This window comes from Lapillicoccus jejuensis (assembly GCF_006715055.1).
Lineage (GTDB): Bacteria > Actinomycetota > Actinomycetes > Actinomycetales > Dermatophilaceae > Lapillicoccus > Lapillicoccus jejuensis.
In genome coordinates, this window is record NZ_VFMN01000001.1 from 1,563,209 (window position 1) to 1,587,432 (window position 24,224).

The 24,224-nt window shown below is 73.2% G+C and carries 25 protein-coding genes; 17 read left to right on the forward strand and 8 right to left on the reverse strand.

The window, feature by feature from the left end:
• Positions 1 to 1,458 (forward strand): sunset domain-containing protein, encoded by a 1,458-nt coding sequence (locus FB458_RS07400; RefSeq protein WP_141847924.1) that lies wholly within the window; start codon positions 1 to 3, stop codon positions 1,456 to 1,458.
• Positions 1,459 to 1,627: 169 nt separating this feature from the next.
• Here FB458_RS07400 and FB458_RS07405 read toward each other — a convergent pair whose 3' ends face one another.
• On the reverse strand, positions 1,628 to 2,515 hold the full coding sequence (locus tag FB458_RS07405) for a glycosyltransferase family 2 protein (protein WP_141847925.1): 888 nt from the start codon (positions 2,513 to 2,515) through the stop codon (positions 1,628 to 1,630).
• A 43-nt stretch (positions 2,516 to 2,558) separates the two neighbouring features.
• Entirely contained in the window at positions 2,559 to 3,917 is a 1,359-nt protein-coding gene (locus FB458_RS07410) for an MATE family efflux transporter (protein ID WP_246061108.1), read from the reverse strand.
• Positions 3,918 to 3,975: 58 nt separating this feature from the next.
• On the opposite strand from FB458_RS07410, the gene FB458_RS07415 reads away from it, so the two are divergent.
• Together FB458_RS07415 and FB458_RS07420 are read left to right on the forward strand one after the other, a co-directional pair.
• On the forward strand, positions 3,976 to 4,212 hold the full coding sequence (locus FB458_RS07415) for a hypothetical protein (protein WP_141847926.1): 237 nt from the start codon (positions 3,976 to 3,978) through the stop codon (positions 4,210 to 4,212).
• A gap of 63 nt (positions 4,213 to 4,275) precedes the next feature.
• Positions 4,276 to 5,532, forward strand: coding sequence for a hypothetical protein (locus FB458_RS07420; protein ID WP_141847927.1), 1,257 nt, complete (start codon positions 4,276 to 4,278; stop codon positions 5,530 to 5,532).
• 12 nt (positions 5,533 to 5,544) lie between these two features.
• On the opposite strand, the gene FB458_RS07425 is transcribed toward FB458_RS07420, so the two are convergent.
• Both FB458_RS07425 and FB458_RS07430 read right to left on the reverse strand, forming a co-directional pair.
• Complete coding sequence (locus FB458_RS07425) at positions 5,545 to 5,826, reverse strand: DUF2277 domain-containing protein (RefSeq protein ID WP_141847928.1); 282 nt, start codon at positions 5,824 to 5,826, stop codon at positions 5,545 to 5,547.
• Positions 5,827 to 5,871: 45 nt separating this feature from the next.
• Positions 5,872 to 6,438, reverse strand: a complete 567-nt coding sequence (locus FB458_RS07430) for an MOSC domain-containing protein (RefSeq protein ID WP_246061109.1) — start codon at positions 6,436 to 6,438, stop codon at positions 5,872 to 5,874.
• A gap of 424 nt (positions 6,439 to 6,862) precedes the next feature.
• On the opposite strand from FB458_RS07430, the gene dnaB reads away from it, so the two are divergent.
• The 3 genes from dnaB to FB458_RS07445 all read left to right on the forward strand — a co-directional run bounded on the left by dnaB (position 6,863) and on the right by FB458_RS07445 (position 9,641).
• Complete coding sequence (dnaB, locus tag FB458_RS07435; protein ID WP_141847930.1) at positions 6,863 to 8,230, forward strand: replicative DNA helicase; 1,368 nt, start codon at positions 6,863 to 6,865, stop codon at positions 8,228 to 8,230.
• 303 nt (positions 8,231 to 8,533) lie between these two features.
• Positions 8,534 to 9,028 carry a hypothetical protein gene (locus tag FB458_RS07440; RefSeq protein ID WP_141847931.1) on the forward strand — a complete coding sequence of 165 codons (495 nt, stop codon included), beginning with the start codon at positions 8,534 to 8,536 and terminating at the stop codon, positions 9,026 to 9,028.
• A gap of 178 nt (positions 9,029 to 9,206) precedes the next feature.
• Positions 9,207 to 9,641 (forward strand): GNAT family N-acetyltransferase, encoded by a 435-nt coding sequence (locus FB458_RS07445; RefSeq protein ID WP_211355960.1) that lies wholly within the window; start codon positions 9,207 to 9,209, stop codon positions 9,639 to 9,641.
• Positions 9,642 to 9,645: 4 nt separating this feature from the next.
• Here FB458_RS07445 and FB458_RS07450 read toward each other — a convergent pair whose 3' ends face one another.
• A complete protein-coding gene (locus tag FB458_RS07450; protein ID WP_141847932.1) occupies positions 9,646 to 10,431 on the reverse strand; it encodes a HEAT repeat domain-containing protein in 786 nt (261 codons plus the stop codon).
• Positions 10,432 to 10,587: 156 nt separating this feature from the next.
• On the opposite strand from FB458_RS07450, the gene FB458_RS07455 reads away from it, so the two are divergent.
• Positions 10,588 to 11,052 (forward strand): SRPBCC family protein, encoded by a 465-nt coding sequence (locus FB458_RS07455; protein WP_141847933.1) that lies wholly within the window; start codon positions 10,588 to 10,590, stop codon positions 11,050 to 11,052.
• Positions 11,053 to 11,176: 124 nt separating this feature from the next.
• Positions 11,177 to 12,421 (forward strand): ATP-binding protein, encoded by a 1,245-nt coding sequence (locus FB458_RS07460; protein WP_141847934.1) that lies wholly within the window; start codon positions 11,177 to 11,179, stop codon positions 12,419 to 12,421.
• A 27-nt stretch (positions 12,422 to 12,448) separates the two neighbouring features.
• Here the strand turns inward: FB458_RS07460 and FB458_RS07465 are convergent, their stop codons facing one another.
• Positions 12,449 to 13,186 (reverse strand): TetR/AcrR family transcriptional regulator, encoded by a 738-nt coding sequence (locus FB458_RS07465; protein ID WP_246061110.1) that lies wholly within the window; start codon positions 13,184 to 13,186, stop codon positions 12,449 to 12,451.
• A gap of 103 nt (positions 13,187 to 13,289) precedes the next feature.
• Between FB458_RS07465 and FB458_RS07470 the strand changes: the two genes are divergently transcribed.
• The 3 genes from FB458_RS07470 to FB458_RS07480 all read left to right on the forward strand — a co-directional run bounded on the left by FB458_RS07470 (position 13,290) and on the right by FB458_RS07480 (position 16,140).
• Positions 13,290 to 14,762, forward strand: coding sequence for an MFS transporter (locus tag FB458_RS07470; RefSeq protein ID WP_141847936.1), 1,473 nt, complete (start codon positions 13,290 to 13,292; stop codon positions 14,760 to 14,762).
• A gap of 69 nt (positions 14,763 to 14,831) precedes the next feature.
• Positions 14,832 to 15,275: a VOC family protein gene (locus FB458_RS07475; RefSeq protein WP_141847937.1), complete on the forward strand. Its 444-nt coding sequence runs from the start codon at positions 14,832 to 14,834 to the stop codon at positions 15,273 to 15,275.
• Between the two features lie 133 nt (positions 15,276 to 15,408).
• Positions 15,409 to 16,140, forward strand: coding sequence for a class I SAM-dependent methyltransferase (locus FB458_RS07480; RefSeq protein ID WP_141847938.1), 732 nt, complete (start codon positions 15,409 to 15,411; stop codon positions 16,138 to 16,140).
• A 1-nt stretch (position 16,141) separates the two neighbouring features.
• Here the strand turns inward: FB458_RS07480 and FB458_RS07485 are convergent, their stop codons facing one another.
• Positions 16,142 to 17,053, reverse strand: coding sequence for a LysR family transcriptional regulator (locus FB458_RS07485; protein WP_141847939.1), 912 nt, complete (start codon positions 17,051 to 17,053; stop codon positions 16,142 to 16,144).
• 72 nt (positions 17,054 to 17,125) lie between these two features.
• On the opposite strand from FB458_RS07485, the gene FB458_RS07490 reads away from it, so the two are divergent.
• Positions 17,126 to 18,049, forward strand: a complete 924-nt coding sequence (locus FB458_RS07490; protein ID WP_141847940.1) for an EamA family transporter — start codon at positions 17,126 to 17,128, stop codon at positions 18,047 to 18,049.
• Complete coding sequence (locus tag FB458_RS22125) at positions 18,046 to 19,209, forward strand: class I SAM-dependent DNA methyltransferase (protein WP_342778033.1); 1,164 nt, start codon at positions 18,046 to 18,048, stop codon at positions 19,207 to 19,209. Before FB458_RS07490 ends, FB458_RS22125 begins: the two co-directional genes overlap by 4 nt.
• 3 nt (positions 19,210 to 19,212) lie before the next feature.
• Here FB458_RS22125 and FB458_RS07500 read toward each other — a convergent pair whose 3' ends face one another.
• The gene (locus tag FB458_RS07500) at positions 19,213 to 19,569 is read right to left on the reverse strand and encodes a VOC family protein (protein WP_141847941.1); all 357 of its coding nucleotides are present in this window, start codon (positions 19,567 to 19,569) and stop codon (positions 19,213 to 19,215) included.
• Between the two features lie 24 nt (positions 19,570 to 19,593).
• Between FB458_RS07500 and FB458_RS07505 the strand changes: the two genes are divergently transcribed.
• The 4 genes from FB458_RS07505 (at position 19,594) to ppsA (ending at position 24,104) form a co-directional block, all read left to right on the forward strand.
• Complete coding sequence (locus FB458_RS07505; RefSeq protein WP_141847942.1) at positions 19,594 to 20,352, forward strand: hypothetical protein; 759 nt, start codon at positions 19,594 to 19,596, stop codon at positions 20,350 to 20,352.
• 19 nt (positions 20,353 to 20,371) lie between these two features.
• The gene (locus FB458_RS07510; RefSeq protein ID WP_141847943.1) at positions 20,372 to 20,737 is read left to right on the forward strand and encodes a VOC family protein; all 366 of its coding nucleotides are present in this window, start codon (positions 20,372 to 20,374) and stop codon (positions 20,735 to 20,737) included.
• Positions 20,738 to 20,835: 98 nt separating this feature from the next.
• Positions 20,836 to 21,702: a pyruvate, water dikinase regulatory protein gene (locus FB458_RS07515; RefSeq protein ID WP_141847944.1), complete on the forward strand. Its 867-nt coding sequence runs from the start codon at positions 20,836 to 20,838 to the stop codon at positions 21,700 to 21,702.
• Positions 21,699 to 24,104, forward strand: coding sequence for a phosphoenolpyruvate synthase (ppsA, locus tag FB458_RS07520; protein WP_141847945.1), 2,406 nt, complete (start codon positions 21,699 to 21,701; stop codon positions 24,102 to 24,104). The genes FB458_RS07515 and ppsA overlap by 4 nt, the downstream gene beginning before the upstream one ends.
• The last annotated feature ends 120 nt before the right edge of the window (positions 24,105 to 24,224 follow it).

Consider the following 24,224-nt stretch of genomic DNA (forward strand, 5'->3'; position numbering starts at 1 on the left):
ATGCCCACTGTCTCGTTCGTGCTGCTCGTCGTCGTGGTCGTCGTGGCGCTGTACCTGTGGCTGCGGTCGAGGGCCGGCGGCCCGACGGGCGTCGGGGTGGCCCGCGCCCCCCGCAAGGGCGACGAGCGCGTGGCGGTCGGGGCGGCCGTCGGTGGCGCCGCGGGTGCCGCCGCCGTCGGTACGGCGACCCGTGAGGAGTCGGCGGAGCCGCAGCCGCAGCCGCAGGGCGAGCCGGCCGCACAGGCCCCCGAGACCGCGGTCGCGGGATCGGGCGCCGAGCCCGTCGTCGAGCCGGTCTCGGACGCGGGCGTCGCCGGTGACGGAGCCGCCGGTGGCGACGACTGGGACGACGCGGTGGCGGCGAGCTCGGGTGGGGACGACTGGGACGACGCGGTGGCCGCGAGCGAGTCCGGCGAGCCGGAGTCGACGACGGCGGAACCCGTCGACGACTGGGACGAGGCCGTGTCCGCGAGCGGGTCGGGGCCTGCGGCTGCGCCGGCGCCGGTCGCCTCGGGTGGGGACGACTGGGACGACGCGGTGGCGGCGAGCGAGGCCGGCGAGTCGGCACCGGCGTCGGCCCCGCCCGCGGACGACGCTCCCGTCGACGACTGGGACGACGCGGTCGCGGCGAGCGAGTCGGGTGAGCCGGTGGAGGCGACCTCGCAGCCGGCCCCGGCCGCCGACGAGGCCCCGGTGGACGACTGGGACCAGGCGGTGGCGGCGAGCGAGTCGGGTGAGCCGGCCGAGCCCGCGCCGGCACCCGAGCCGGCCCCGGCCACCGACGAAGCCCCCGTTGACGACTGGGACCAGGCGGTCGCGGCGAGCGAGGCGGGCGAGCCGGTCGAGGCGGCCCCGGCGGCCGAGCCCGCGCCGGCACCCGCGCCGGCCCCGGCCACCGACGAGGCCCCGGTCGACGACTGGGACGAGGCCGTCGCGGCGAGCGAGGCCGGCGAGCCCGTCGCGGAGCCGGCGGCGCACGAGACCCCCGAGCCCGAGCCCGAGCCGAAGCCGGAGCCCGAGCCGGAGCACTCGCCGCAGCCCGAGCCCGACGGCGAGGACGGGCACGACGCGGCCGCGGAGGTCGGGGCGGGTGCGACCCTGACGACGGCGTCGTTCGTCGCCTCCGACGACCCGCTGGACCGCGCCGGCCAGGCGCCGACGACCGACGGTGACGAGGGCGCGCCGCCGCGCGAGGACGACGTACCGGAGCCGACGCCGGAGCCCACCGTCGCCCGGGCCGACGCCGAGCCGTCGGCCGCGTGGGGTGAGGGGTCGGCGGCGTCGAGCGCGGACGGCGAGGGCCCCGAGGGCTGGACGATCAAGGGCAACCCCGACTCGATGCTGTTCCACACCCCGGAGTCGCCGAGCTACGACCGGCTGCGTGACGCCGTGTGGTTCCGCGACGCCGAGACCGCGCGGGCGGCCGGCTTCCAGGGCTGGGACGACCACCGCCGCTGATCAGCGCACCCTCGTCACGCCTCGCACACCGGGCACGGTCTGCCGGGCGTGACGAGCGTGTGCGCGACGACGGGCCGGGTGGACTCGACGCAGCGTCATGCCGCTCGACGCCCTGTGCACACCGCGTCAAGCGGCTCGACGCTGCGTCAAGTCCTTCCGGCGACGTGCGTCAGCGGCCGAGTGCGTGCCGCACCAGCGCCCGTACGGCGTCCTGTCGCCCCGACCGCAGCGCCGCCGGCAGCAGCGTCGCCGCGTGCGCCCGTGACGTCAGCCGCCACCTGGCCGCCCGCTCGGCGCGCGGCCACCCCTGCGTCCGGGCCTGCTCGGCGGCGAGCGCGAAATACGCCCGCTCCGCCGCGAAGCGCGACCCGTCGAGCAGCGCCGTCGACGACGCGCTCTCCCGGTGCCGTCGGTAGCGGAAGCAGACGGTCGGCTCGAGGACCATGGTGCCGCCGCGCACCAGCAGGTCGACGACGAGCGCGAGGTCCTGCGTGACCGGGAAACCATCACGGAAGTCGACCTCGCGCAGCGGCGTCGTCCGGAAGGCGAGCGACGGCCAGTACATCCAGTCGCCGTGCAGCAGCGACGTGACGAGCTCCTCGCCGCCGAGCACCCGGGCGCGGTCGGCCCGCGGCCGCACCAGCCGCTGCTTCACCTCGTCGGCGAGCGTCCGCACCCGGTGCCCGTCCTCGTCGACGACCTCGACCCCGGGCTGGATGACGACCGCGTCGGGGAAGCGCCGGTGCGCCGACAGGACGACGTCGACGTAGCCCGGCAGCAGCAGGTCGTCGTAGCCGAGGAAGACCATGACGTCCTGCGTGGCCAGCTCGCGGCAGGTCCGGTAGTTCTGCGTGATGCCGACGTTGTGCTCCTGCCGGACGTAGCGCACCCGCGGGTCGTCGAGCGTCGCCAGCCACCGGGACGCCGTGTCGTCCGGGTAGGCGTCGTCGACGACGGTGAGCAGCCAGTCCGGGTTCCGTTGCGCGAGAACGGACTCCACCGTCGCGCGCAGCAGGGCCGGGTCGCCCCAGTAGGGGACGAGGATGTCGAGCGCCACCCCGCGAGGGTACGGCGCCCCCGCGTCACCCGGCGGAGGGCGCTCAGCGCCGGGCGCCGGTCACCGCCCACCCGTCGCCGCGGAAACGCCACCACAGCCCGACCGCCCGCAGCGCCATGAAGCCGGCGCCGAACCACACCCACAGCCCCGCGAGCTCGTGCCCGAACCCACCCGGCAGCGCCGCCCCCGAGCGCGACAGCAGCAGCACGAGCGGCGCCCACACGACGAGCGCGGCGACCATGGCGACCGCCAGCCACACCGTGTCGCCGGCGCCCATGAGCACCCCGTCGACGACGAACACGTAGCCGCTGAGCCACTGCGAGACGGCGACGGCGACGAAGGCCCCCGCTGCCGCCCCGACGACCTGCGGGTCGCTGCTGAACGCCCGGCCCGCCACCGGCGCCACGGCGAGGACGACGACGCCGGTGACGACCCCGCTGACGACACCCCAGCGCGCGACCGTCGCCGCGACCGACCGCGCCCCGTCGACGTCACCCGCCCCCAGCGAGCGACCGGTCATCGCCTGCGCCGCGATGGCGAGCGCGTCGAGCGCGAAGGCGAGGAAGCTCCACACCGTGAGGACGACCTGGTGCGCGGCGAGCGCGTCGTCGCCGTACCGCGCCGCCACGGCGGTCGTGACGAGCGTCGCCGCCCGCAGCGCGAGGGTCCGCACGAGGAGCGGCACCCCGCCCACCGCCGCCCGCAGGACGCCGTACGGGTGGGGGCGCATCGGCGCGCCCAACCGCCGCGCGGCGCGCAGGACGACCACGACGAGGGCCACCGCCATCCCGGTCTGGGCGAGGACGGTGCCCCACGCGGACCCGGCGATCCCCCAGCCGAGGCCGTAGACGAACAGCACGTTGAGCGCGATGTTTCCCGTGAAACCGGCGACCGACGTGATGAGCGGCGTGCGGGTGTCCTGCAGCCCGCGCAGCACCCCGGTCACCGCGAGGACGACGAGCATCCCCGGCAGACCGAGCGCAGCGACCCGCAGGTACGTCGCCGCCTGCTCCACCGCCGCGTCTCCCGCGCCGAACCGGCCCGCCCACCACGCGGCCGGGACCGCGACGGCGACCGCGGCCGCCGCGCCGAGGACGAGCGAGAGCCACAGCCCGTCGAGCCCGGCGGCGACGGCGTCGCGCGGGCTGCCGGCGCCGAGGTGGCGCGCGACGACGCTCGTCGTGCCGTAGGCGAGGAAGACGAAGACCCCGGCGGCGGTGAGCAGGACGCTCGAGGCGACGCCGAGACCGGCGAGCTGGGCGACGCCGAGGTGGCCGACCACGGCGGAGTCGGCGAGCAGGAAGAGCGGCTCGGCGACGAGGGCGAGGAACGCCGGTACGGCGAGCCGCAGGATCTCGCGGCGCGTCCCCGCCGGATCGGCCGGAACCGGGGTCGCTGGCACCCGCCCGAGCCTAGACTCGCCGCCGACCCGCACCCGGCGGACCCGCCCCGGAGGACCGATGCCCGAGCAGCCGCCGCTCCCGCCGTCGCCGTACGGAGAGTACCCCGGCTGGTCGGCGGAACAGCTCCGGGCCCGGGTACGACGCCGCCGCCTGTTCGGGCTCGCGCTCGTCGTCCTCGGGCTGGGCGCGGCGGTCGCGCTGGGGATGAACCACCACGGGGTCGTCGGTCCGCTCTCCGTCGCCGTGTACGGGTACGTCGTCGTGCGCCGGGCCGACCGGGTCGAGCCCGACTGAGCCGACCGCGCGGCCGGGCCGCTGCGCGGGACGGTGGGCCGGTGGGCGGGCGAGAATCGAGCGGTGCGCGCCGTGCCCCCGACCGGACGCCGTCGGCCGGCCCTGCTCGCCGCGGCGCTGCTCGTCGCGCTCACGGCGGTGGCCGGCTGCTCGAGCGCGACGCCGGGGCCGTCCGTCGTCGTCGGCACGTGCCGCGGCTTCGCGTCCGGCGGGACCGCGATCGGCGACCGCGCCCTGCTCGAGCGGGCGCTGGCGACGTGGCGGAGGATCGGCGGCTCGATGGGTCTGTCGGAGCCGGTCGCCGCGCCGGTCGGACCGGTCTGCGCGGTCGAGGCGCACTGGAGCGACGACGGTCGCGGGATGGTGACCCTCGCGGACGCGACGAGCACGGCGACGTACGCCGACGCTGGGGCGGGCGGCACGCTGACCGCCACCTCGGACCTGCCGGAGCCCCCCGCCGACGAGGTCCTGCCGGTCCTGCCCGTCGGGGACGGGATGTGGCGGCTGGCGGCGGCGGTGACCGAGGCGGAGCTGTGGGTGGGGGCGCCGGGGGTGCCGCCGACCCGGGTCGTCCTGCAGGGGGACCAGGTCGACCTCGACCCGGCGGTGGGGACGTTCGCCGAGCAGCACCCGCAGACGCTGCCGCACGTGCTGGTCCTCCTGCACGCGGGCGGCCGGCTCTACGCGGCGACGGGCGGGCCGCCGTACTCGGCCAACCACGACGAGGCCTTCGCCGTCTCCCTGGGCCGCGACGACCCCACGACGACGACGTCCTGGCAGTCGGTGCTGCGGGACACCGCCGGAGTGCCGCTCGTCGCGCAGGCGGTGGGCTTCGCCCCGCGCGGGCGGCAGGTCCCGGGCGTCGTGGACCGCGAGCTGGCGATCGTCTCGCTCGGCAACGCCCCCGTCTCGGGGACCTTCCTCGTGCTGAGCCAGCGGGTCCGCGACCGGGGGGCGCTGGGCGCCCCCGTCGTCACCCTCGTCCAGCAGAGCCGCACCGGCGCCGACGCGCAGCCGGTCGGGGTGGTCCTCAGCCGCACCGGGGCCTGGGTCGGCTCCGCCTGGCTCGACCCCGTGCAGAACGGCGACCCGGACCCGCGCGAGCTCGTCGTCATGGGCGAGCCGGGCTCGCTGTCCGGGTCGGAGCTCGCCATCACCGTCCGGGCGCAGGACGGGTCGACGGCGATCGTCTACGGGCCGGCGGCGCTGCTGACGATCCGCGACGACGAGGTGCAGCACTCGGTGGCGGACCGCCCGACCATCACGGTGTCGGCGCAGGTGCAGGAGCTGCCGGTGCCGCCGCTCGGGCCGCTGCCCTGAGCCGGCTGGAGGTCAGGCGGGGCGGTTGTAGCGCTCGGCCGAGCGGGCCCGCGCCTTGGCCGCCTCCTCCTCGCGGTTCTTGGCCGGCGCCGACGACGTGAGGTGGTCGAGCAGGTGCTGGGTGGCCTGCGCGATCGTCTCGACGGCCTCGTCGAACGCCTCCTGGTTAGCCCGCGACGGGGTCCGGGCGTGGGTGCCCGAGACCTTGCGGACGTACTGCAGCGCCGCGGCGCGCACCTCGTCGCTGGTCGCCGGGGGCTCGAAGTTGTGCAGGGGGCGGATGTTGCGGCACATGCCGACGACGGTACGGCGCGCCGTACGCCTCCGGGAGGGGGTCGCTCAGACCGGCTCGAGGGGCACGTACGGCGCCGCGGGCGTCTCGACCCGGACGCCGTCGCCCGGGCGGACGACGCCGCCGCGCTCGACGACGGCCATGACGCCCCCGCGGCGCACGACGTGGCCGTCGTCGTCGCGTCCGACGACGAGCCCGAGGAGGCCGGGCGAGAAGGCGTCGATCTGCCGGCAGGGGTTGCGCAGGCCGGTGACCCTCAGCACCGCCCCACCGACGTGCAGCCGGGTGCCGGTGGGCAGGGCGTGCAGGTGGAGGCCGTCGACGAGGAGGTTCTCGCCGAGGTCGCCGGGGCCGACGTCGTGGCCCTCACGGCGCACCCGATCGAGCAGGGCGGTCGGGAGCAGGTGGACCTGGCGCAGGTTGGGGGCGGTGGGGTCGCGTCGGACGCGGGAGCGGTGCTGCACGGTGGTCCCGGCGTGGGCGTCGCCCTCGACGCCGAGGCCCTCGAGGAGGGTGAGGGACGGCTGCGGGGCCTTGCTGAAGCGGTGCCGGTCGTCGCGGCAGACCGCGACCACGATGGGGTGGTCCGGTGGTCCGACGGACGGGGCGTTCACCGAGGCAGCGTAGACCGTGGGGCGGTCGCGCCTGTGGACAAAGTATTTCTGGCACCGACGGTCGTCCACAGCAGGTGGACGACCGTCGGTGCACGTCGCCAGGCTCGAGCCGTGCGGGGACGGTGGTCCGAGCGCACCGGCTGTCCACCGGCTGTCCACAGGGCCGACCGGCGCGTCGAGCGGCATCCACCGTACTTGTGCACACGTTGTCCACAGGCGGCGTTTGCTGCGGGATCGGCCCGGGTCCTAGCGTGGCGCTTCGCACTCCGGCGGCCGGTGGCCGTGGGCAGGGGTGCGCGCGGCGGGCGCGACGGGGCCCCGACCGGGCCCGTGGGGCCTTGTCGGTGCTCGATGCTGTCATGTCCGCACACCAGTTCGACCGGGGTCCTCCGGCCGGCAGGGCGAGGAGAGAGGCAGGGTCGGGGTGACCATCCAGGAGCTGTTCCCGGGCGCGAGCGACCAGGCGCCCGACGACCGGCTCCCACCCCAGGACGTCCACGCCGAGCAGTCCGTGCTCGGCGGCATGCTGCTGAGCAAGGACGCCATCGCCGACTGCGTCGAGGTGCTCAAGGGCACCGACTTCTACCGGCCCGCCCACGAGGTCGTCTACGACGCGATCCTCGACCTCTACGGCCGCGGCGAGCCCGCCGACGCGATCACCGTCGCCGACGAGCTGACCAAGCGCGGCGAGCTCCAGCGGGTCGGCGGCCAGGCCTTCCTGCACGACCTCATCGCCCGCGTCCCGACCGCCGCCAACGCGGGGTACTACGCGCAGATCGTCGTCGAGCGCGCGGTCCTGCGCCGCCTCGTCGAGGCGGGCACGAAGATCGTCCAGCTGGGGTACGCGACGAGCGGCGGCGACGTCGAGGACATCGTCAACGCCGCCCAGGCCGAGGTGTACGCCGTCGCCGACAAGCGCGGCGGCGAGGACTACGTCCGCCTCGGCGACGTCCTCGAGCCGACCGTCGACGAGATCGAGGTCGCCTCCGGAAAGTCCGGCGACATGACCGGGGTGCCGACCGGGTTCACCGACCTCGACGCCCTGACCAACGGCCTGCACCCGGGGCAGATGATCGTCCTGGCGGCCCGGCCGGCGATGGGGAAATCCACGCTGGGACTCGATATCGCCCGGTCCGCGGCGATCAAGAACAACATGGCCACCGTCGTCTTCTCCCTCGAGATGGGGAAGACCGAGATCACCATGCGCCTGCTGTCGGCCGAGGCCGGCATCCAGCTCCAGCACATGCGCAAGGGGACGATGCGCGAAGAGGACTGGGGCCGGCTCGCGCAGACCATGGGGCGCGTGTCCGAGGCCCCGCTCTTCATCGACGACTCACCGAACATGTCGCTCATGGAGATCCGCGCCAAGTGCCGGCGGCTCAAGCAGCGTCACAACCTCAAGCTCATCGTCATCGACTACCTCCAGCTGATGAGCAGCGGCAAGCGCGTCGAGTCCCGCCAGCAGGAGGTCTCGGAGTTCTCCCGTGCCATCAAGCTGCTGGCCAAGGAGCTCGAGGTCCCCGTCATCGCGATCTCGCAGCTCAACCGTGGTGCCGAGCAGCGCACCGACAAGCGGCCCCAGATGTCCGATTTGAGAGAATCGGGCAGTATCGAGCAGGATGCGGACATGGTGATCCTTTTGCACCGTGATGAGGCCTACGAGAAGGAGTCGGAGCGCGCTGGCGAGGCCGACCTCATCGTGGCCAAGCACCGCAACGGCCCCACCGACACAATCGTCGTCGCCTTCCAAGGTCACTACTCGCGGTTCAAGGACATGGCGACCAACTTCTGACGAGCTCCACGTCCGGCGAATGCGCACGTCTTGGTCCACCCAAATTGACTGACGATGGGACTCGAACGGTTGAGCGAAGGGATGCAGGGCAGGAGGCGGGGTGCGCGCCACCCGCGCACAGAACCAGATGAACTCCGTTCGCTTGGCTAGCGTGGCCTCTGTTCGTAGGCCCAGCCGGGTGCACATGTGGACAGCGTCCCCACGTCAGCGACTGAGCCACTTCGGCCGACACACATATCGGGCGACAGGAGCGCACTATCTCGGAGTATGGTTCATGGATCATCGGGATACGGGCGGGCGGGCATGGACTACACCAGCGATCTTGAGATCCGACGACAGCTAGGCATCGACAACTGGCGTGAGTTGTCAAAGGACAAAATGCTTCGTTTCATGGCAATGATGCCGGACATGCAGACTGACGTCGCACTTAAGGTCATTGAGCAGTTTCCAAGTTTCAAAGACTTTGCTGCTGGTGCGATTGACGCTCTCGGGAATGCTCATGATTCCACGATTGAAGCCAATAATGAAAGCAGTCTGCACGTTCATGACGCATACCGAGAGATTCGTTCTATGCTGATGACGGAGCTCGATAGAGACGACATGACGTGGGATCAGCGCAAGTGGATCGTGGAACAGATTCAGGAAACGGGTCGTAGGCAGTTTGAAAAGGACAGCGAAAACAAGCGCTTTCTCGATAGCACCTTGGGAAGAGTCGTTTCAGTTGCAGGCGGAATAGTAGCGATTGGAGCGGCTGCTCTTGGAGGTCGTGCGCTGGGCCAGCGCGGTGGCCAACAGTAGTTCTGCAGCTTATTAGCAAGGCCCACTCCAACTTGCTCGACAATATCGCGCTCGAGCGAACTGGCGTCAGACCCGATTTTTTACCGGACGTCCATCCTCGGCCTAAGATAACGTTCTTCCGTAAAGTTATCCTGAGGGTGGCTCAGGAGTGCACGCTTGTCGAGCTAACCTGCTGAGCGTGCCGGACGACACGACGCCGTACGGCGTCACCACCGACCTGGACCGCATCGACCTCGACGTCGTCCACCGCTGGCTGTCGACCGACGCCTACTGGGCGCTCGGGCGGTCCCGCGAGACGGTGGAGACCGCCGCGCGGAACAGCCTCAACGTCGGCGTCCTCGACCGGGCCGGCGCCCTGTGCGCGTACGCACGCGTCGTCACCGACCGGGCCACGTTCGGCTGGCTCTGCGACGTCTACGTCGACCCGGCCCACCGCGGCCGCGGGGTCGGTGGCCTGCTCGTCCGGTCCGCCCTGGACGCGCTCGAGCCGATGGGACTCGGACGCGTGGTGCTGTCGACGTTCGACGCGCACGGCGTCTACGCCAAGGTCGGCTTCACCCCGTTGCCCGAGCCCGGCCGGTGGATGATCCGCACGCCGCCGGCCGCGGACTGACCGGCTACTCGGCCGTCTCGGCCGCTCGACGGGCGAGCGCTCCCACGCGCGCGTCCGGCCCGTCGTACCCCGCCAGGGCCTCCCGCCCGACCGGGCCCAGCTCGAACAGCGCCGTACCGGCGGCGACCCGGACCTCGTCGTCCTCGTCGGACAGCAGCCCGACGAGCGCCGGAGCCGCGGCGGCGGCCGGTTCACCGAGGTGCCCGAGGACGTCGGCGGCGTGGCGGCGCCGTACAGGAGAGGCGTCGGCCAGCACCCGCACCAGCTCGGGCACCGCCGCCTCGCCGTACGACGCGAGGTCGAGGGTCAGCTGACCCTGCTCGGCGTCCGACCCCTGCGCGAGGTGGCGGGTGAGCAGGCCGACCGACGCGGGGTCGCCGATCCGCGCGAGCGAGGAGCGGGCCTTCGCTGCGACGCGCGGGTCCGGGTCGCCGGTGTGCTCGGCGAGCACCGGCACGCTCGCCGACGAGCCGATCTTGCCCAGGGCGTGGAAGGCGCGCAGTCGCACGACCGGGTCGCCGGAGCGGACGAGGTCCTCGACGAGCGGCCGGGCCGCCTCGGGCATCCGCGTCGTGGCCCAGGTGAGCGACTCGCGGACGAAGTCGTCGGGCTCGTCGCGCAGCCGGGTGACGACACCCGGGGCCGCCGCCGGGTCGCCGAGGGTGCCCGATGCTAGCGCCGCCCGCTGGCGCACGTCCTTGTCCGGGTGGGTCAGACCCCGCAGGCAGGCGTCGACCTCGGGGGAGCCGGTCGGGTCGAGGGCCGGCGTCGACGACGGGAAGGTGCTCATGATCTCGACGGTAAGCCGTCCCGCGACGGGAGGGTCCACCTGGTCCTGCCGACGACGTCGAGTCCGGTTCGTCCCCGCTGCGGCGGCACGAACCGGACTCGGACTGGTGGTCGTCGAGCCGACCACGCCGACCCTCGCCACCGCCACACTGGGCGGATGGCCACGCCCTACACCGTCGAGCGCCGGACGACGACCACCGCGACCCCGGACCGGCTGCACCCCTTCGTCGCGGACTTCCGCCAGTGGCAGCGCTGGTCGCCGTGGGAGGGGCTCGACGACAACCTGCGCCGCACCTACTCCGATCCCTCCTCAGGCGTCGGCGCGCACTACGCCTGGGAGGGCAACCGCAAGGCCGGCGCGGGGACGATGGACATCACCGGTGACACCCCGCACCGGGTCGACGTCGCGCTCGCCTTCACCCGCCCCTTCCCGTCGCGCAGCAGGGTCGAGCTGCACCTCACCCCGCGTGAGGACGGCGGCACCGAGGTCGTCTGGCGGCTGGTCGGCGAGCTCGGCACCATCGCGGGCCTGTTCGCCAAGGTCAAGAGCATGGACTCGCTGCTCGGGCCTGACCTCGAGCGCGGGCTGCGGCAGCTCAAGCAGGTCGCCGAGGGTGCGTGAACGGATCGCGAATGATCGCACCCTCCTCGTCGGACGTGCGGCAGCCACAAGCAAAGCGGCTGATGGTCGTGTGGAAAACCTGCTAAAGGTAGCGTAGATGACCTGTTCAAAGTAGTGTGACACTGTGGAGTACTGGCGTCGCAGCGTCGACCGGGAACTCGACGAACTGTGTCCGCTCGCGCCGGCCATCGCCCTCGACGGTCCCAAAGGCGTGGGGAAGACCGCGACCGCACTGCGGCGGGCTCGGCGCGTGTGGTCGCTGGACGACCCGTCGGAGCGTGGCGTGCTGGAGGCGGACCCCCGACTCATCACTCAGAGTGAGGGCCCGGTCCTCGTCGACGAGTGGCAGCGGCTGCCGCCGGTGTGGGACGTCGTCCGGCGCCACGTCGATGCCGGTGCACCACCCGGCCGCTACCTGCTGACCGGGAGCGCGACCCCGGTTGCCGGGACAGACACCCACAGCGGCGCAGGGCGGGTGCTCTCGTTGCGAATGCGGCCCATGGCCCTGCACGAGCGTCGTCGCGCGACCCCGACGGTGTCCCTGGCCGCGCTGCTCGCCGGATCGGCGCTCGTCGAGGGCACGACCGAGCTCCGTCTGGCGGACTACCTGACAGCGGTCGAGGAGAGCGGCTTCCCTGCCATCCGGAGCGCCCCACCGAGACTGCGGAGGTCGCTGTTGGACTCGTACCTCCAGCGGGTCGTCGACCGTGACCTGCCCGACCACGGCTTCGCAGTCCGTCGACCAGAGACGCTCCGCCGGTGGCTGCAGGCCTACGCGGCCGCGTCATCGACCACCGCGTCGTACTCCCGACTGCTGGACGCCACCACGGCCGGTGACGGTGCGCAGCCGGCCAAGACGACCACCATCGCCTACCGGGACCACCTCACCTCCCTGTGGTTGCTCGACCCCGTCCCCGGATGGAGTCCGCGCCGGGGAGGCCTCGCCCGGCTGCAGCAGGCACCCAAGCACCAGCTCGCCGACCCCGCCCTCGCAGCCCGGCTGCTCGGCCTCTCGGCCGAGTCCCTCACTGCCCCGCGCGGTGCCGCGATGGCCGGGCCGTTGTTCGAGTCCCTCGCCACCTTGTCGGTGCGGGTCGCGGCCCAGTCAGCAGAGAGCCGCGTCGGGCATCTACGGACGGGCAACGGCGATCACGAGATCGACATGGTGGTGGAGGGCCCTGACGGCCAGGTCGTCGCGATCGAGGTCAAGCTCTCAGCGACGGTCGCGGACCACGACGTCCGCCACCTGCGGTGGCTGAGGGACCAGCACCCGGACGTCGTCGACTGCGTCGTGCTCACCACTGGGGCGACGGCCTACCGGCGTCGCGACGGAGTCGCGGTCGTCCCGCTGGCCCTTCTCGGAGATTGACCCCGCCAGGCGCCGTACGGCGGCGTCTCAGCCCGCCTGCTGCCGCAGCCCGGCGAGCAGAAGGTCCAGCCCCGCGACGAACTGCTCCCGGTCGTCGTGCTCGGCGAAGACCGGCAGGATCGAGTGCAGGAACGGGAACTCGCCCGGGTCCAGCGCCTCCCACTCCTCGACCACCCGGTGCATGAACTGGTCCCGGTCCAGCGAGCCGTCGAGCACCTCGGGGGGCGGCTGGGTCGCGAGGTCGGCGCCCGTGCCGATGACGAAGCCGAGGACGGCCGACACCGCGTCGAAGGTCCGCTTCGGGCCGAGTCCGAGCCGCATCACGTGCTGGCCCATCCGCTCGAAGACGCGCAGCGCGTTGGGCTGGGCGGCCGTGTTGCGCATGAAGTACGCCGCCAGCCAGTGCCGCTCGGCGACGACGTCGAACAGGACGATGGCCAGGGCGCGCAGGTCGGCGAGCGGGTCGTCCCCGTCGACGTGGGTGTCCGGTCGCTCGAGCACCCCGGCGAGGACGTGGTCGGAGGCCCGGTCGAGCAGCTCGTCCTTGCTCGAGACGTACCAGTAGATGCTCCCGACGCCGCCGCCCAGCCGTGCCGCCAGCGAGCGGAAGGTCAGGGCCGCCTCCCCCTCCTCGTCGAGGATCGCGACGGTCGCCTCGACGACCGCCTCCAGCGAGTGCGACGCACGACGCCGTACGGCGCCCCGCCCGGCGCCACGACCGGCGCGGGAGGGCGCGGGCTCGGAACGGCGACGGGGGGTGGGCACGACCCCATTCCACCAGACGCTTGCGCGTAGACCGAACGCCGTTCTATATTTCGAACGGCGTTCGATAGTCGAACGACGTTCGATACCCGAAGGAGGTCCCGCCATGACGACCACCGCCACCACCACCGGCGCACCGGCCGCCCCGTCGCCGCCCCGCACCTACTCGTCCCTGCGCGCCGCGTGGGTCCCGCTCGCCGCCCTCTGCCTGGCCTTCTTCGTCGAGATGGTCGACAACACGCTGCTGTCCATCGCGCTGCCGACCATCGGCCGGGACCTCGGCGGCGGCACGACGGCGCTGCAGTGGGTCACCGGCGCCTACTCGCTGACCTTCGGCGGGCTGCTGCTCACCGCCGGCTCCGCCGCCGACCGGCTCGGCCGCCGCCGGGTGCTGCTCGTCGGGCTCGCGGTCTTCGGCACGCTGAGCCTCGCCGTCGTCGCCGTCCGCTCCACCGGCGAGCTCATCGCGCTGCGCGCGGCCCTCGGCGTCGCCGCCGCGATGATGGCGCCGATCACCAACTCGCTCGTCTTCCGGCTCTTCGAGGACCAGGCCCTGCGGATGCGGGCGATGACCGTGATGATCGTCGTCGGCATGAGCGGCTTCGTCCTCGGCCCGCTCCTCGGCGGCACCGCGCTCGCCCACGTCGGCTGGCAGTGGCTGCTGCTCGTCAACGCGCCCATCGCGCTGCTCGCCGTCGTCGGCGTCCGGCTCGGGGTCGCCGCCGACGACCCGGACGGCCTGACGAGCGACCGGCTCGACCTGCCCGGCGCGCTGCTCTCGATCGCCACCATCGGCCTTGCGTGCTGGACCGCGACGAGCGGCGTCGACCACGGCTGGGGCGCGCCTGTCACCTGGCTGTCGGCGCTCGGGGCCGTCCTCGCCGGGCTCGCCTTCGTGCGGCACGAGCGCCGCACCGACCAGCCGATGCTCGACCTCGGCGTGTTCACCTCCGGGACCGTCCGCGGCGCCGTCATCGCCCAGGTCGGCACGTCGATCGCCCTCGCAGCCGTGATGTTCGGCCTGATCCTGCACTTCCAGTACGCCTACGGCTGGAGCCCGGTCCGCGCCGGGCTGGCCAACCTGCCGTTCATCGCCTCGATGCTCGTCTTCACCCCCTTGGCCGAGACGCTCGTCGGCCGGTTCGGCCACCGGGTGGCCTGCCTCGTCGGCGCGGGCCTCCTGGCCGGCGGCCTCGCCGAGCTGGCGTGGGCCGTCGACCACGGGTACGTCGCCATCGCCGTCGGCATGGTCGCGATGACCGCGGGGCTGCGGGTCGTCATGACGACCTGCGCGGTCGCGCTCGTCGACGCGATGCCGGCCAACCGCACCTCCCTCGGCACCGCCCTCAACGACACCGCCCAGGAGGTCGGCACCAGCGTCGGCACCGCCGTCGTCGGCACGCTCCTCGCCGTCCTCGTCACCCAGGTCCTGCCCGTCGGCACCTGGAGCGCCGCGCTCGTCGCGTCGTTCTTCCACGGCGAGCGCGTGACGTACGCCGTCCTGGCCGTCCTCGTCGGCCTCGTCGCCGGGTACGGCGCGCTCACCCTCACCGACTCGCGCTCCACGGACGAGCACTGAGCGCGGACCGCTCGGCGCGGCGCCGTACGGGAGCCACCGCTCCGTACGGCGCCGTGGTGTCGTAGGGGGATGACCGCCATCCGCCGCTTCGACCACGTCGGGATCACCGTCGCGGACCTGCCGCGCGCCGTCGACTTCTTCCTCCGCCTCGGGCTCGAGCACGTCGGTGGCCCGCAGCCGATCGAGGGCGAGTTCATCGACGTCGTCACCGGCATCCCCGGCTCGCGCGCCGAGATCGTCATGCTCCGCGCCCCGGGCGGCGACACCTGCCTCGAGCTGTCGACCTTCCACCACCCCGACCTGCTGCCCGGTCAGCCCGACGCGATGGCCAACCACGTCGGGCTGCGCAACGTCGCCTTCGAGGTCGACGACGTGCCTGCCCTCGTCGAGCAGCTCGCCACCGACGGCTACGGCCTCGTCGGCGGCATCGGCGAGTACGAGGGCACCTGGCGGATGGCCTACGTCCGCGGCCCCGAGGGCGTGGTCGTCTCGCTCGCCCAGCGCCTGGCCTGAGTCCACCCGAATCGGATTCGGTCGACTCGGCTCGGGTCATGACCCGAGCCGAGCAGGCCGAATCCGATTCGCGGTTCTTGCCAGAACCGCAAGACCTGGTGCCCGTACGGCGATCCGCCGTCACCCTGGTGGCATGGCCCACCACGCGCACGAGCACCCCGACCGGCACGACCACCCGGCGCCGCCCGCGGTCGACCCGGACACCGACCCGGCGACCTTCTGGGAGGACCGGTACGCCGGCTCCGAGAAGGTCTGGTCCGGCCGGGTCAACGCGACGACCGCCGACGTCGTCGCGACCCTGCCCCGGCCCGACGGCGGCACTGCGGTCGACCTCGGCTGCGGCGAGGGGGGCGACGCGGTCTGGCTGGCCGAGCAGGGCTGGCGGGTCACGGCCGTCGACCTCTCGCCGACCGCGGTCGCCCGCGGGGCCGCCGGCGCGCAGGACCGCGGCGTCGCCGACCGCACGACCTGGGTGGCCCACGACCTCGCCACCTGGGACGGTCCGGGCGAGGAGGTCGACCTCGTCACCGCGTCATTCCTGCACTCGCCGGTCGCTCTGGAGCGTGGTGCCATCGTGCGTCGGGCCGCCGGCTGGGTCCGCCCGGGCGGGCACCTGCTGCTCGTCACGCACGTCTTCGAGAGCGCGGACGACATGCCGCCGTGGACCGGCGCCGGTGAGGACGGGGAGCGCCTCGAGATCCCGGAGATGCCCCCGCCGTCGGTCGAGCTCCCGCAGCTCGGCCTCGACCTCGACGCGTGGGAGGTCGTGACCGCCGAGGTCCGACGCCGCGAGGCGTCCGACCCGCGCGGCTCGGGAAGCGTCTTCCCGGTCAAGGACGGCGTCCTGCTGCTGCGCCGCCGCTGAGTCAGCGCGGGCCGAGGACCTCCTCGCCCACCTCGGCGAGCGTCGCCCGCAGGTGCCGCAGCAGGGGGTCGCGCTCGCGGGCCGTGCGCCACGCGAGGACCACGGGCCGGCGCGGCACCGGCTCCTCGACCGGGACCGCGACCACCCCGTCCGGCAGCGGCCCCCGCCCGAGCCGGGGGATGAGCGCGACCGCCGACCCAGCGGCGACGTACGCGATCTGCGAGGCGAACTCGCTCGACCAGTAGCGGGCGACCGGTGCCCGGCCGAGCCGGGCGAACATCTGCAGCAGCCACTGGTGGCAGACCGACCCGGTGTGGACCGAGGACCAGATCTCGTCGGCGAGGTCGGCCGGGGTGACCGACGAACGGGCGGCGAGTGGGTGGCCGGCCGGGAGGACGACGTCGGCGACGTCCTCCCCGACGAGCCGGGTCGAGACCTGCGGCGGCAGGTGGGCGGGCAGCCCGACCCACGAGTGGAGCAGCGCGAGGTCGACCTCGCCGCGCTCGAGGGCCTCGGTGGCCTGGGGCGGGTCGCGCTCGATGACGTGCAGCTCGAGGTCCGGCGCGCTCTCCCGCAGCCGCGCCGTCGCCGGCGCGACGATGGCCCGCTCGCCGGTGGAGAACGTCGCCAGCGACACCCGCCCCTGCAGCCGGTGGACCGTGCCGACGTCGGCGCGGAAGGAGTCGAGGTCATCGAGCAGGGCGTGCGCCCGCGCGGCCGCGAGCCGGCCGGCCTCGGTGAGGACGACGCCGCGCCCGACCCGCTCGGTCAGCTCCACCCCGAGCTCGCGCTCGAGCCGGCGCAGCTGCTGCGAGACGGCCGACGGGGTGAAGCCGAGGGAGTCGGCGGTCGCGGCGACGGTGCCGGTGGACTCCAGGGTGACGAGCGAGCGCAGCGCCCCGACATCGACCATGTAGCCACGCTACCGAATCTCACCGAGAAGATGTCGCTGGACTGACGGGCCGCCGTACGGTGTCATCGTCGGGTGGCTCCTCGACACGTCGGTCTCGCGCTCCTGGTCGTCCTCATCTGGGGCGTCAACTTCGTCGTCATCCACGAGGGCCTGCCCGGGATGCCGCCGCTGCTCTTCGCGGCGATCCGCTTCGCCGCCGTCTGCCTCGCGCTGCCCTTCGTCAAGCGCCCGGCCATCCGCTGGCGCGACCTCGCCGCCGTCGGGCTGCTGATGTCGGCCGGGCAGTTCGGGTTCCTCTACTCGGCGCTCGCGGCCGGTCTCGCCTCGGGCCTGGCCTCGCTGGTCCTGCAGGCCCAGGCCCTCTTCACCGTCGTCATCGCCGCGCTCGTGCTGCGCGAGAAGCCGCGCCCGGTCCAGGTCGGCGGTCTCGTCGTCGCGCTCGTCGGCCTCGTCGTCGTCGCCCTCGGCCGCTCGGGCGCCACCCCGCTGACCGGCCTGCTCCTCTGCCTCGGGGCCGCGGCCTGCTGGGGCGCCGGCAACGTCGCCGCCCGCCGCTGCGCCGGCGCCTCCGGCCTCGGGCTCACCGTGTGGGGGAGCGTCTTCGTCCCCGTCCCGCTGCTCGCGCTGTCGCTCCTGCTCGACGGGCCGGCGGCGATCGGCACGGCGCTCACCCACGTCGGTCTCGCCGCCGTCCTCTCGACCGCCTACACCGTCGTGCTCGCCTCGCTCGTCGGCTACACGATCTGGAACGGCCTCCTCGGGCGCTACCCCGCCGCGAGCGTCGCGCCGTTCACGCTGCTCGTCCCCGTCGTCGGGCTCTTCGCCGGCTGGCTCGTCCTCGACGAGCGTCCGGTCGCGGCGTCGTTCGTCGGTGGGGCGCTGCTGCTGGTCGGGGTCGCCGTCGTCGTGGTGGGCCCGCGGGTGCTCGCAGCGCGCACCGCCCGCCGGGAAAAGCGCGAGCGCCCGATCCCGGTCACCGGCACAGTGGGCGGGTGACCAGCACCCACGTCAGCCGCGTCCTGCCCGGCCGCACCGCGGGGGAGGTGTACGGCGTCGCCCGCGACCTCGACCTGCTCCCGCACTGGGCGCACGGGCTCGCCGAGGGCGACCTCACGCGCGACGGCGACCGGCTCGTCCTCGACTCGCCGATGGGCCGGGTGCAGGTGCGCTTCGCGCCGCTCAACGCGTACGGCGTCCTCGACCACGACGTCACCCTCCCCGACGGGACCGTCGTCGCCAACCCGCTGCGGGTGCTGCCGCACCCCGACGGCGCCGAGCTCGTCTTCACCCTCCGCCCGCTCGGGCGGCCCGAGGCGGAGGTCGCCGCCGACGCGGTCCTCGTCGCCGCCGACCTCGAGCGGCTGGAGGCGCTCGTCGCGCGGGTCGCCGCGGGGGAGGGTCCGGTGACCACCCCGCCCGCCCCGAGCAGCGACCTGTGGGACGAGGAGGACGCGCGCACGTACGACGACGCGTGCGCCGACCTCTCGACGCCGCAGGCCCTTGGCCCCACCCTCGACCTGCTCGAGGGGCTGGCCGAGGGCGGGTCGGTCCTCGAGCTCGCGGTGGACACGGGTCGGGTCGCGATCCCGCTCGCCGAGCGCGGTCTCGCCGTCAGCGGCATCGAGCTGTCGGCGCCGATGATCGACCGCCTGCACGAGAAGCGCCCCGACCTGCCCGTCGTCGTCGGCGACATGGCGACCGCGACGGCGCCTGGGTGCGGCACGTTCTCGCTCGTCTACCTCGTCTTCAACACCATCGGGAACCTGCGCACCCAGGCCGAGCAGGTCGCCTGCTTCGCCAACGCCGCCCGCCACCTGCGACCCGGAGGCCGCTTCGTCGTCGAGCTGTGGCTGCCGCCGCTGCGGAAGCTGCCGCCCGGCCAGGAGGCCGTCCCCTTCGACGTCGGCGACGAGCACCTCGGGTTCGACACGTACGACGTCGTCACCCAGCAGGGCACGTCGCACCACTACACCCGCGAGACCGACGGTCGCTTCCGCTACGGCACGAGCAACTTCCGCTACGTCTGGCCCGCCGAGCTCGACCTCATGGCCGCGCTCGCCGGCCTGACGCTGGAGCGGCGGACGGCGGACTTCGCCGGGGCGCCGTACACCGGCGAGAGCACGAGCCACGTCTCGGTGTGGCGCACCGCAGGCTGATCCTCAGGCGTGGCCCTCCCACTGCTGCACGTTGACGACGGCGCCGCCGGGCGCGCGGACGAAGAAGCGGCGCACGCCCCACGGCTCGGTCGTGAGCGGGTGGAGGATCTCCAGCCCGGCGGCGCGGGCGGCGTCGTACGCCTGCTCGACGTCGTCGACCTTGACCGACAGGTCCGGGCGCACCGTGGCGGTGGCGTCGGCGACGACGACCTGCAGGCGTTCGCCGTCCTCGCCGACGAAGCGGGTGACCCAGTCCAGCCCCAGGCTCTCCTCGCGCATGCCGAGGACGCCCTCGAAGAACGCGGCCGAGGACGCGAGGTCGTCGGCGGGCAGGTCGGCCGCCACCCAGTGCACACCCATGCCGACGACCGTAGCCTTCGGAAGGTGCACCCCACCCTCCTGCGGCTCGACCGGCTCGCCGAGCACCTCGCCCACGACGACGGGGTCGTCGCCGTCCTCGGGGTCGGCAGCGCCGGCACCGAGACCGAGCGGTTCGACGACCACTCCGACATCGACTTCTTCGTCGTCACGGCCGACGAGGCAGCACAGGACCGGCTCATCGCCGGCGTCGGCTGGCTGGAGGGGTTCGGCGGCGAGGTCGTGTGGAGCTACGTCAACTCCCGCCACGGTCGCAAGGCCCTCCTCCCCGACGGACTGTTCCTCGAGTACGCCGTCTTCACCGCCGACGAGCTGCCGACGATGTCGTACGCCGGCGCACGGGTCGTCTGGCGCCGGGACGGCTACCCCGCTCCCGAGCAGGCGCGGAACATCCCGACCGCGGCGGACACCGTCGCCTTCCACGTCGACGAGGCCCTGGGAAACCTCATCGTGGGACTGCACCGTGACCTGCGCGGCGAGCGCCTGACGGCGATGCGCTTCGTCCAGGTCTTCGCCGTCGACCACGTCCTCGCCGTGGCCCGCCTTCAGCCCGACCCCGACGAGCCGGGTTGGGTCCTGCCCGACCCGTTCGAGGGAACCCGGAGACTAGAGGAGTCCCGGCCCGCCCTGGCCCGCTCCGTCGCCCGGATGACCCAGGGCTACGGCCGCACCCTCGAGTCGGCGGCCGCGGTCCTCGACTGGCTCGTCGCGCACGGCGACCCGGACCCTGCCGCGGTGAACGCCGTCCGCGGGCTGCTGGCGTGACCGGCCGAGGAGGACGGCCATGACGGTGACCGGCATCGGCGGATTCTTCTTCCGCGCCCAGGACCCCGCAGCCCTCAGCGCCTGGTACGCCCGTCACCTCGGGGTCGGGACTGGCGAGTACGGCACGTGGGAGACGAGTGCCGGCCCCAGCGTCTTCGCCGCCTTCCCCGCGGGCAGCGACCAGCTCCCCGCCGACCGCCCCTGGATGCTCAACCTCCGGGTCGAGGGACTGGACGCCCTCGTCGCCTCCCTGACCGCGGCCGGGGTGGACGTCGTCACCGACCCTGCGTGGGACGGGCCGGAGGTCGGCCGCTTCGCGCGGATCCACGACCCGGAGGGGAATCCCGTCGAGCTGTGGGAGCCCGCCACCACGCCCGAGGGCTGAGCACCGGGCGTCGAGGGGTGAGACGGTGGTGAGAGTCACGTCTCACCCCGAGACGGCGGGCGGTGGACGGCACCCCCTGGCCGGGGCAGGATGCGAGCGTGAGCGACGACGCCGCCGTGACCCCCGTGTTCTTCCTGTCGGACAGCACCGGGATCAGCGCCGAGACGATGGGCAACGCCATGCTCATCCAGTTCCCGGACCTGCGCTTCGAGCGGCAGCTCATCCCGTTCATTACGACGGTCGAGGAGGCCGAGCGCGTCGTCGCGATCCTCGACGAGGCCGCCGACGGCCCGACGACCCCCATCGCCTTCACGACCGCCGCGACCGACGAGATCCGCGAGGTCCTGCACCGCACCCGGTGCCCGATGATCGACTTCTTCGAGCTGCACAGCAGCCGGGTCGAGGCGATCCTCGGCAAGCCGGCGGCACGGATCGCGGCCCGGCTGCACGGCGTCGGTGACGTCCAGCGCTACAACGCGCGGATGGCGGCGGTCGAGTACACGATCGAGCACGACGACGGCCAGAGCGTGCGCAACATCAGCAAGGCCGACATCGTCCTCATCGCCCCGTCGCGGTGCGGGAAGACGCCGACGAGCATGTACCTCGCGCTGCAGCACGGCATGTTCGTCGCCAACTACCCGCTCGTCGAGGAGGACCTCGAGACCACCGACCTGCCGGCGCCGATCCGGCACCTGGGGGACCGGGTCGTCGGCATGCTGTCCACGCCCGCGCGGCTGTCGGAGGTGCGCAACCAGCGCCGCCCCGGCTCGCGCTACGCGTCCCTCGAGCAGGCGCAGTACGAGCTGCGCCGCGCCGAGGCCATGTACCGGGCGCACGGTGTGCCCGTCGTCAACTCCACCACCCGCTCGGTCGAGGAGATGGCCACCACCATCCTCCACACCCTGCGGTCCCGGAGCCGTCAGAGCCACCCCTCGCAAGGCACCTCGAACAGGAGTCCCTCATGAGCGCACCGTCCTCCGGCGACAACGTCCGCTGGTTCTCGTCCCTCGGCATGGCGGACCTCGAGGAGGTGGGCGGCAAGAACTCCTCCCTCGGCGAGATGATCAGCAACCTCGCCGAGGCCGGGGTCCGCGTGCCCGACGGGTTCGCCACCACGGCGTCCGCGTTCCGCGATTTCGTCTCCCAGGAAGGCTTGTCGGGTCGCATCACCGAGCTGATGCGCGGCCTCGACACGGACGACGTCGACGAGTTGGCCCGAGTCGGCAAGGCCGTGCGCGCCGCCATCGTCGAGCAGCCGCTGCAGCCGGCGCTCGAGCAGGAGGTGCGTGAGGCCTACGAGAAGCTCGCCGGCGAGTCCGGGGACGAGGCGTCGTTCGCGGTCCGCTCCAGCGCCACCGCCGAGGACCTGCCCGACGCGTCCTTCGCCGGGCAGCAGGAGACCTTCCTCAACATCCGCGGCATCGACGGGGTGCTCCGCGCGATCCACGAGGTCTTCGCCTCGCTCTACAACGACCGGGCCATCGCCTACCGCGTGCACCACGGCTTCGACCACGACGCCGTCGCCCTCTCGGCCGGCGTGCAGAAGATGGTGCGCTCCGACGTCGGCGCCTCCGGCGTGATGTTCACGATGGACACCGAGTCGGGCTTCCGCGACGCCGTCTTCGTCACGTCGTCGTACGGGCTCGGCGAGGCCGTGGTGCAGGGCGCGGTCAACCCCGACGAGTTCTACGTGTGGAAGCCGGGCCTGAAGAACGGCACGCCCGCCGTCCTCAAGCGCGGCCTCGGCGCGAAGGCGACGAAGATGATCTTCACCGACGACCCGTCGGTCGGGAGGACCACGGAGTTCGTCGACGTCGACGAGGCCGACCGTCGCCTGTTCTCGCTCACCGACGACGAGGTCGAGGCCCTGGCTCGGCTCGCGGTCACCATCGAGGAGCACTACGGCCGCCCGATGGACATCGAGTGGGGCAAGGACGGCGTCGACGGCGAGCTCTACGTCCTCCAGGCCCGCCCGGAGACGGTGCAGTCGCGCAAGGGCACGGCCCAGGAGCGCTACAGCATCGGCGGCAAGCAGGCCGAGCGGAGCATCCTCGTCGAGGGCCGCGCCATCGGGCAGAAGGCCGGGCAGGGCGCCGTACGGGTGCTGCAGTCGTCGGAGCAGATGCGCGACTTCCACGAGGGCGAGGTCCTCGTCGCCGACATGACCGACCCCGACTGGGAGCCGATCATGAAGCGCGCCAGCGCGATCGTCACCAACCGCGGCGGCCGCACCTGCCACGCGGCGATCATCGCGCGCGAGCTCGGCATCCCCGCCGTCGTCGGGACCGGCTCGGCGACCAAGGACCTCGCCGACGGGCACGAGGTCACCGTCTCGTGCACCGAGGGCGACACCGGCTTCGTGTACGACGGCCTGCTCGACGTCCGCGTCGAGACCACCGACCTCGGCACGATGCCGCAGCTCGACGTCGGCATCATGATGAACGTCGGCACCCCCGACCAGGCCTTCTCCTTCGCGATGCTGCCCAACGACGGCGTCGGCCTCGCGCGGCTCGAGTTCGTCATCAACCGTCAGATCGGCATCCACCCCAAGGCGCTGCTCGACCACGCCGCCGGGACGCTCGCCGGCGACGACGCCGACCTCGCCGCGCAGATCGACGAGGCCGTCGCGGCCTACCCCGGGCCGCGCGAGTTCTTCGTCCAGCGCGTCGCGGAGGGCGTCGGGATGATCGCGGCGGCGTTCCACCCCAAGCCGGTCATCGTGCGGATGAGCGACTTCAAATCGAACGAGTACGCCAACCTCGTCGGCGGCCCGCGCTACGAGCCGCACGAGGAGAACCCGATGATCGGCTACCGCGGCGCCTCGCGGTACCTCTCGCCGGACTTCGCCGAGTGCTTCGCCATGGAGGCCGAGGCGCTGCGCCACGTGCGCGACACGATGGGCCTGACCAACGTCAAGGTGATGATCCCCTTCGTCCGCACGCTCGCCGAGGCCGAGGGTGTCATCGCGCTGCTCGCCGAGCACGGGCTTAAGCGGGGCGAGAACGGCCTGCAGGTCGTCATGATGTGCGAGGTCCCGAGCAACGCCGTCATCGCCGAGAAGTTCCTCGAGCACTTCGACGGGTTCTCCATCGGGTCCAACGACATGACCCAGCTGACCCTCGGCCTCGACCGCGACTCCGGCCTCGTCGCCGCCGGCTTCGACGAGCGCGACCCCGCGGTGCAGCACATGCTCGAGCTCGCCATCGCCGCGTGCAAGAAGCAGGGCAAGTACGTCGGCATCTGCGGCCAGGGCCCCAGCGACCACCCCGACCTCGCGGCGTGGCTCATGGAGCGCCACATCGACACGATGTCCCTCAACCCCGACACCGTCGTCGACACCTGGCTCGCCCTCGCCGGCAAGTCCTGACGTCCGCACCGTCGAGGCACCGGTGCCTCGACGATGCGGACGCACCGACATGCAGTAGGTCCTGCCCGTACGACGCCCCGTGCTCAGCGGGGCGTCGTACGGGCGTCACCGCCTGTTGGT

Coding starts and splice junctions, on each gene's coding strand:
- FB458_RS07400 (WP_141847924.1), top strand. CDS start 1: ATGCCCACTGTCTCGTTCGTGCTGCTCGTCGTCGTGGTCGTCGTGGCG.
- FB458_RS07415 (WP_141847926.1), top strand. CDS start 3,976: ATGCCCGAGCAGCCGCCGCTCCCGCCGTCGCCGTACGGAGAGTACCCC.
- FB458_RS07425 (WP_141847928.1), bottom strand. CDS start 5,826: ATGTGCCGCAACATCCGCCCCCTGCACAACTTCGAGCCCCCGGCGACC.
- FB458_RS07440 (WP_141847931.1), top strand. CDS start 8,534: ATGGACTACACCAGCGATCTTGAGATCCGACGACAGCTAGGCATCGAC.
- FB458_RS07450 (WP_141847932.1), bottom strand. CDS start 10,431: ATGAGCACCTTCCCGTCGTCGACGCCGGCCCTCGACCCGACCGGCTCC.
- FB458_RS07455 (WP_141847933.1), top strand. CDS start 10,588: ATGGCCACGCCCTACACCGTCGAGCGCCGGACGACGACCACCGCGACC.
- FB458_RS07470 (WP_141847936.1), top strand. CDS start 13,290: ATGACGACCACCGCCACCACCACCGGCGCACCGGCCGCCCCGTCGCCG.
- FB458_RS07475 (WP_141847937.1), top strand. CDS start 14,832: ATGACCGCCATCCGCCGCTTCGACCACGTCGGGATCACCGTCGCGGAC.
- FB458_RS07480 (WP_141847938.1), top strand. CDS start 15,409: ATGGCCCACCACGCGCACGAGCACCCCGACCGGCACGACCACCCGGCG.
- FB458_RS07485 (WP_141847939.1), bottom strand. CDS start 17,053: ATGGTCGATGTCGGGGCGCTGCGCTCGCTCGTCACCCTGGAGTCCACC.
- FB458_RS07500 (WP_141847941.1), bottom strand. CDS start 19,569: ATGGGTGTGCACTGGGTGGCGGCCGACCTGCCCGCCGACGACCTCGCG.
- FB458_RS07510 (WP_141847943.1), top strand. CDS start 20,372: ATGACGGTGACCGGCATCGGCGGATTCTTCTTCCGCGCCCAGGACCCC.
- ppsA (WP_141847945.1), top strand. CDS start 21,699: ATGAGCGCACCGTCCTCCGGCGACAACGTCCGCTGGTTCTCGTCCCTC.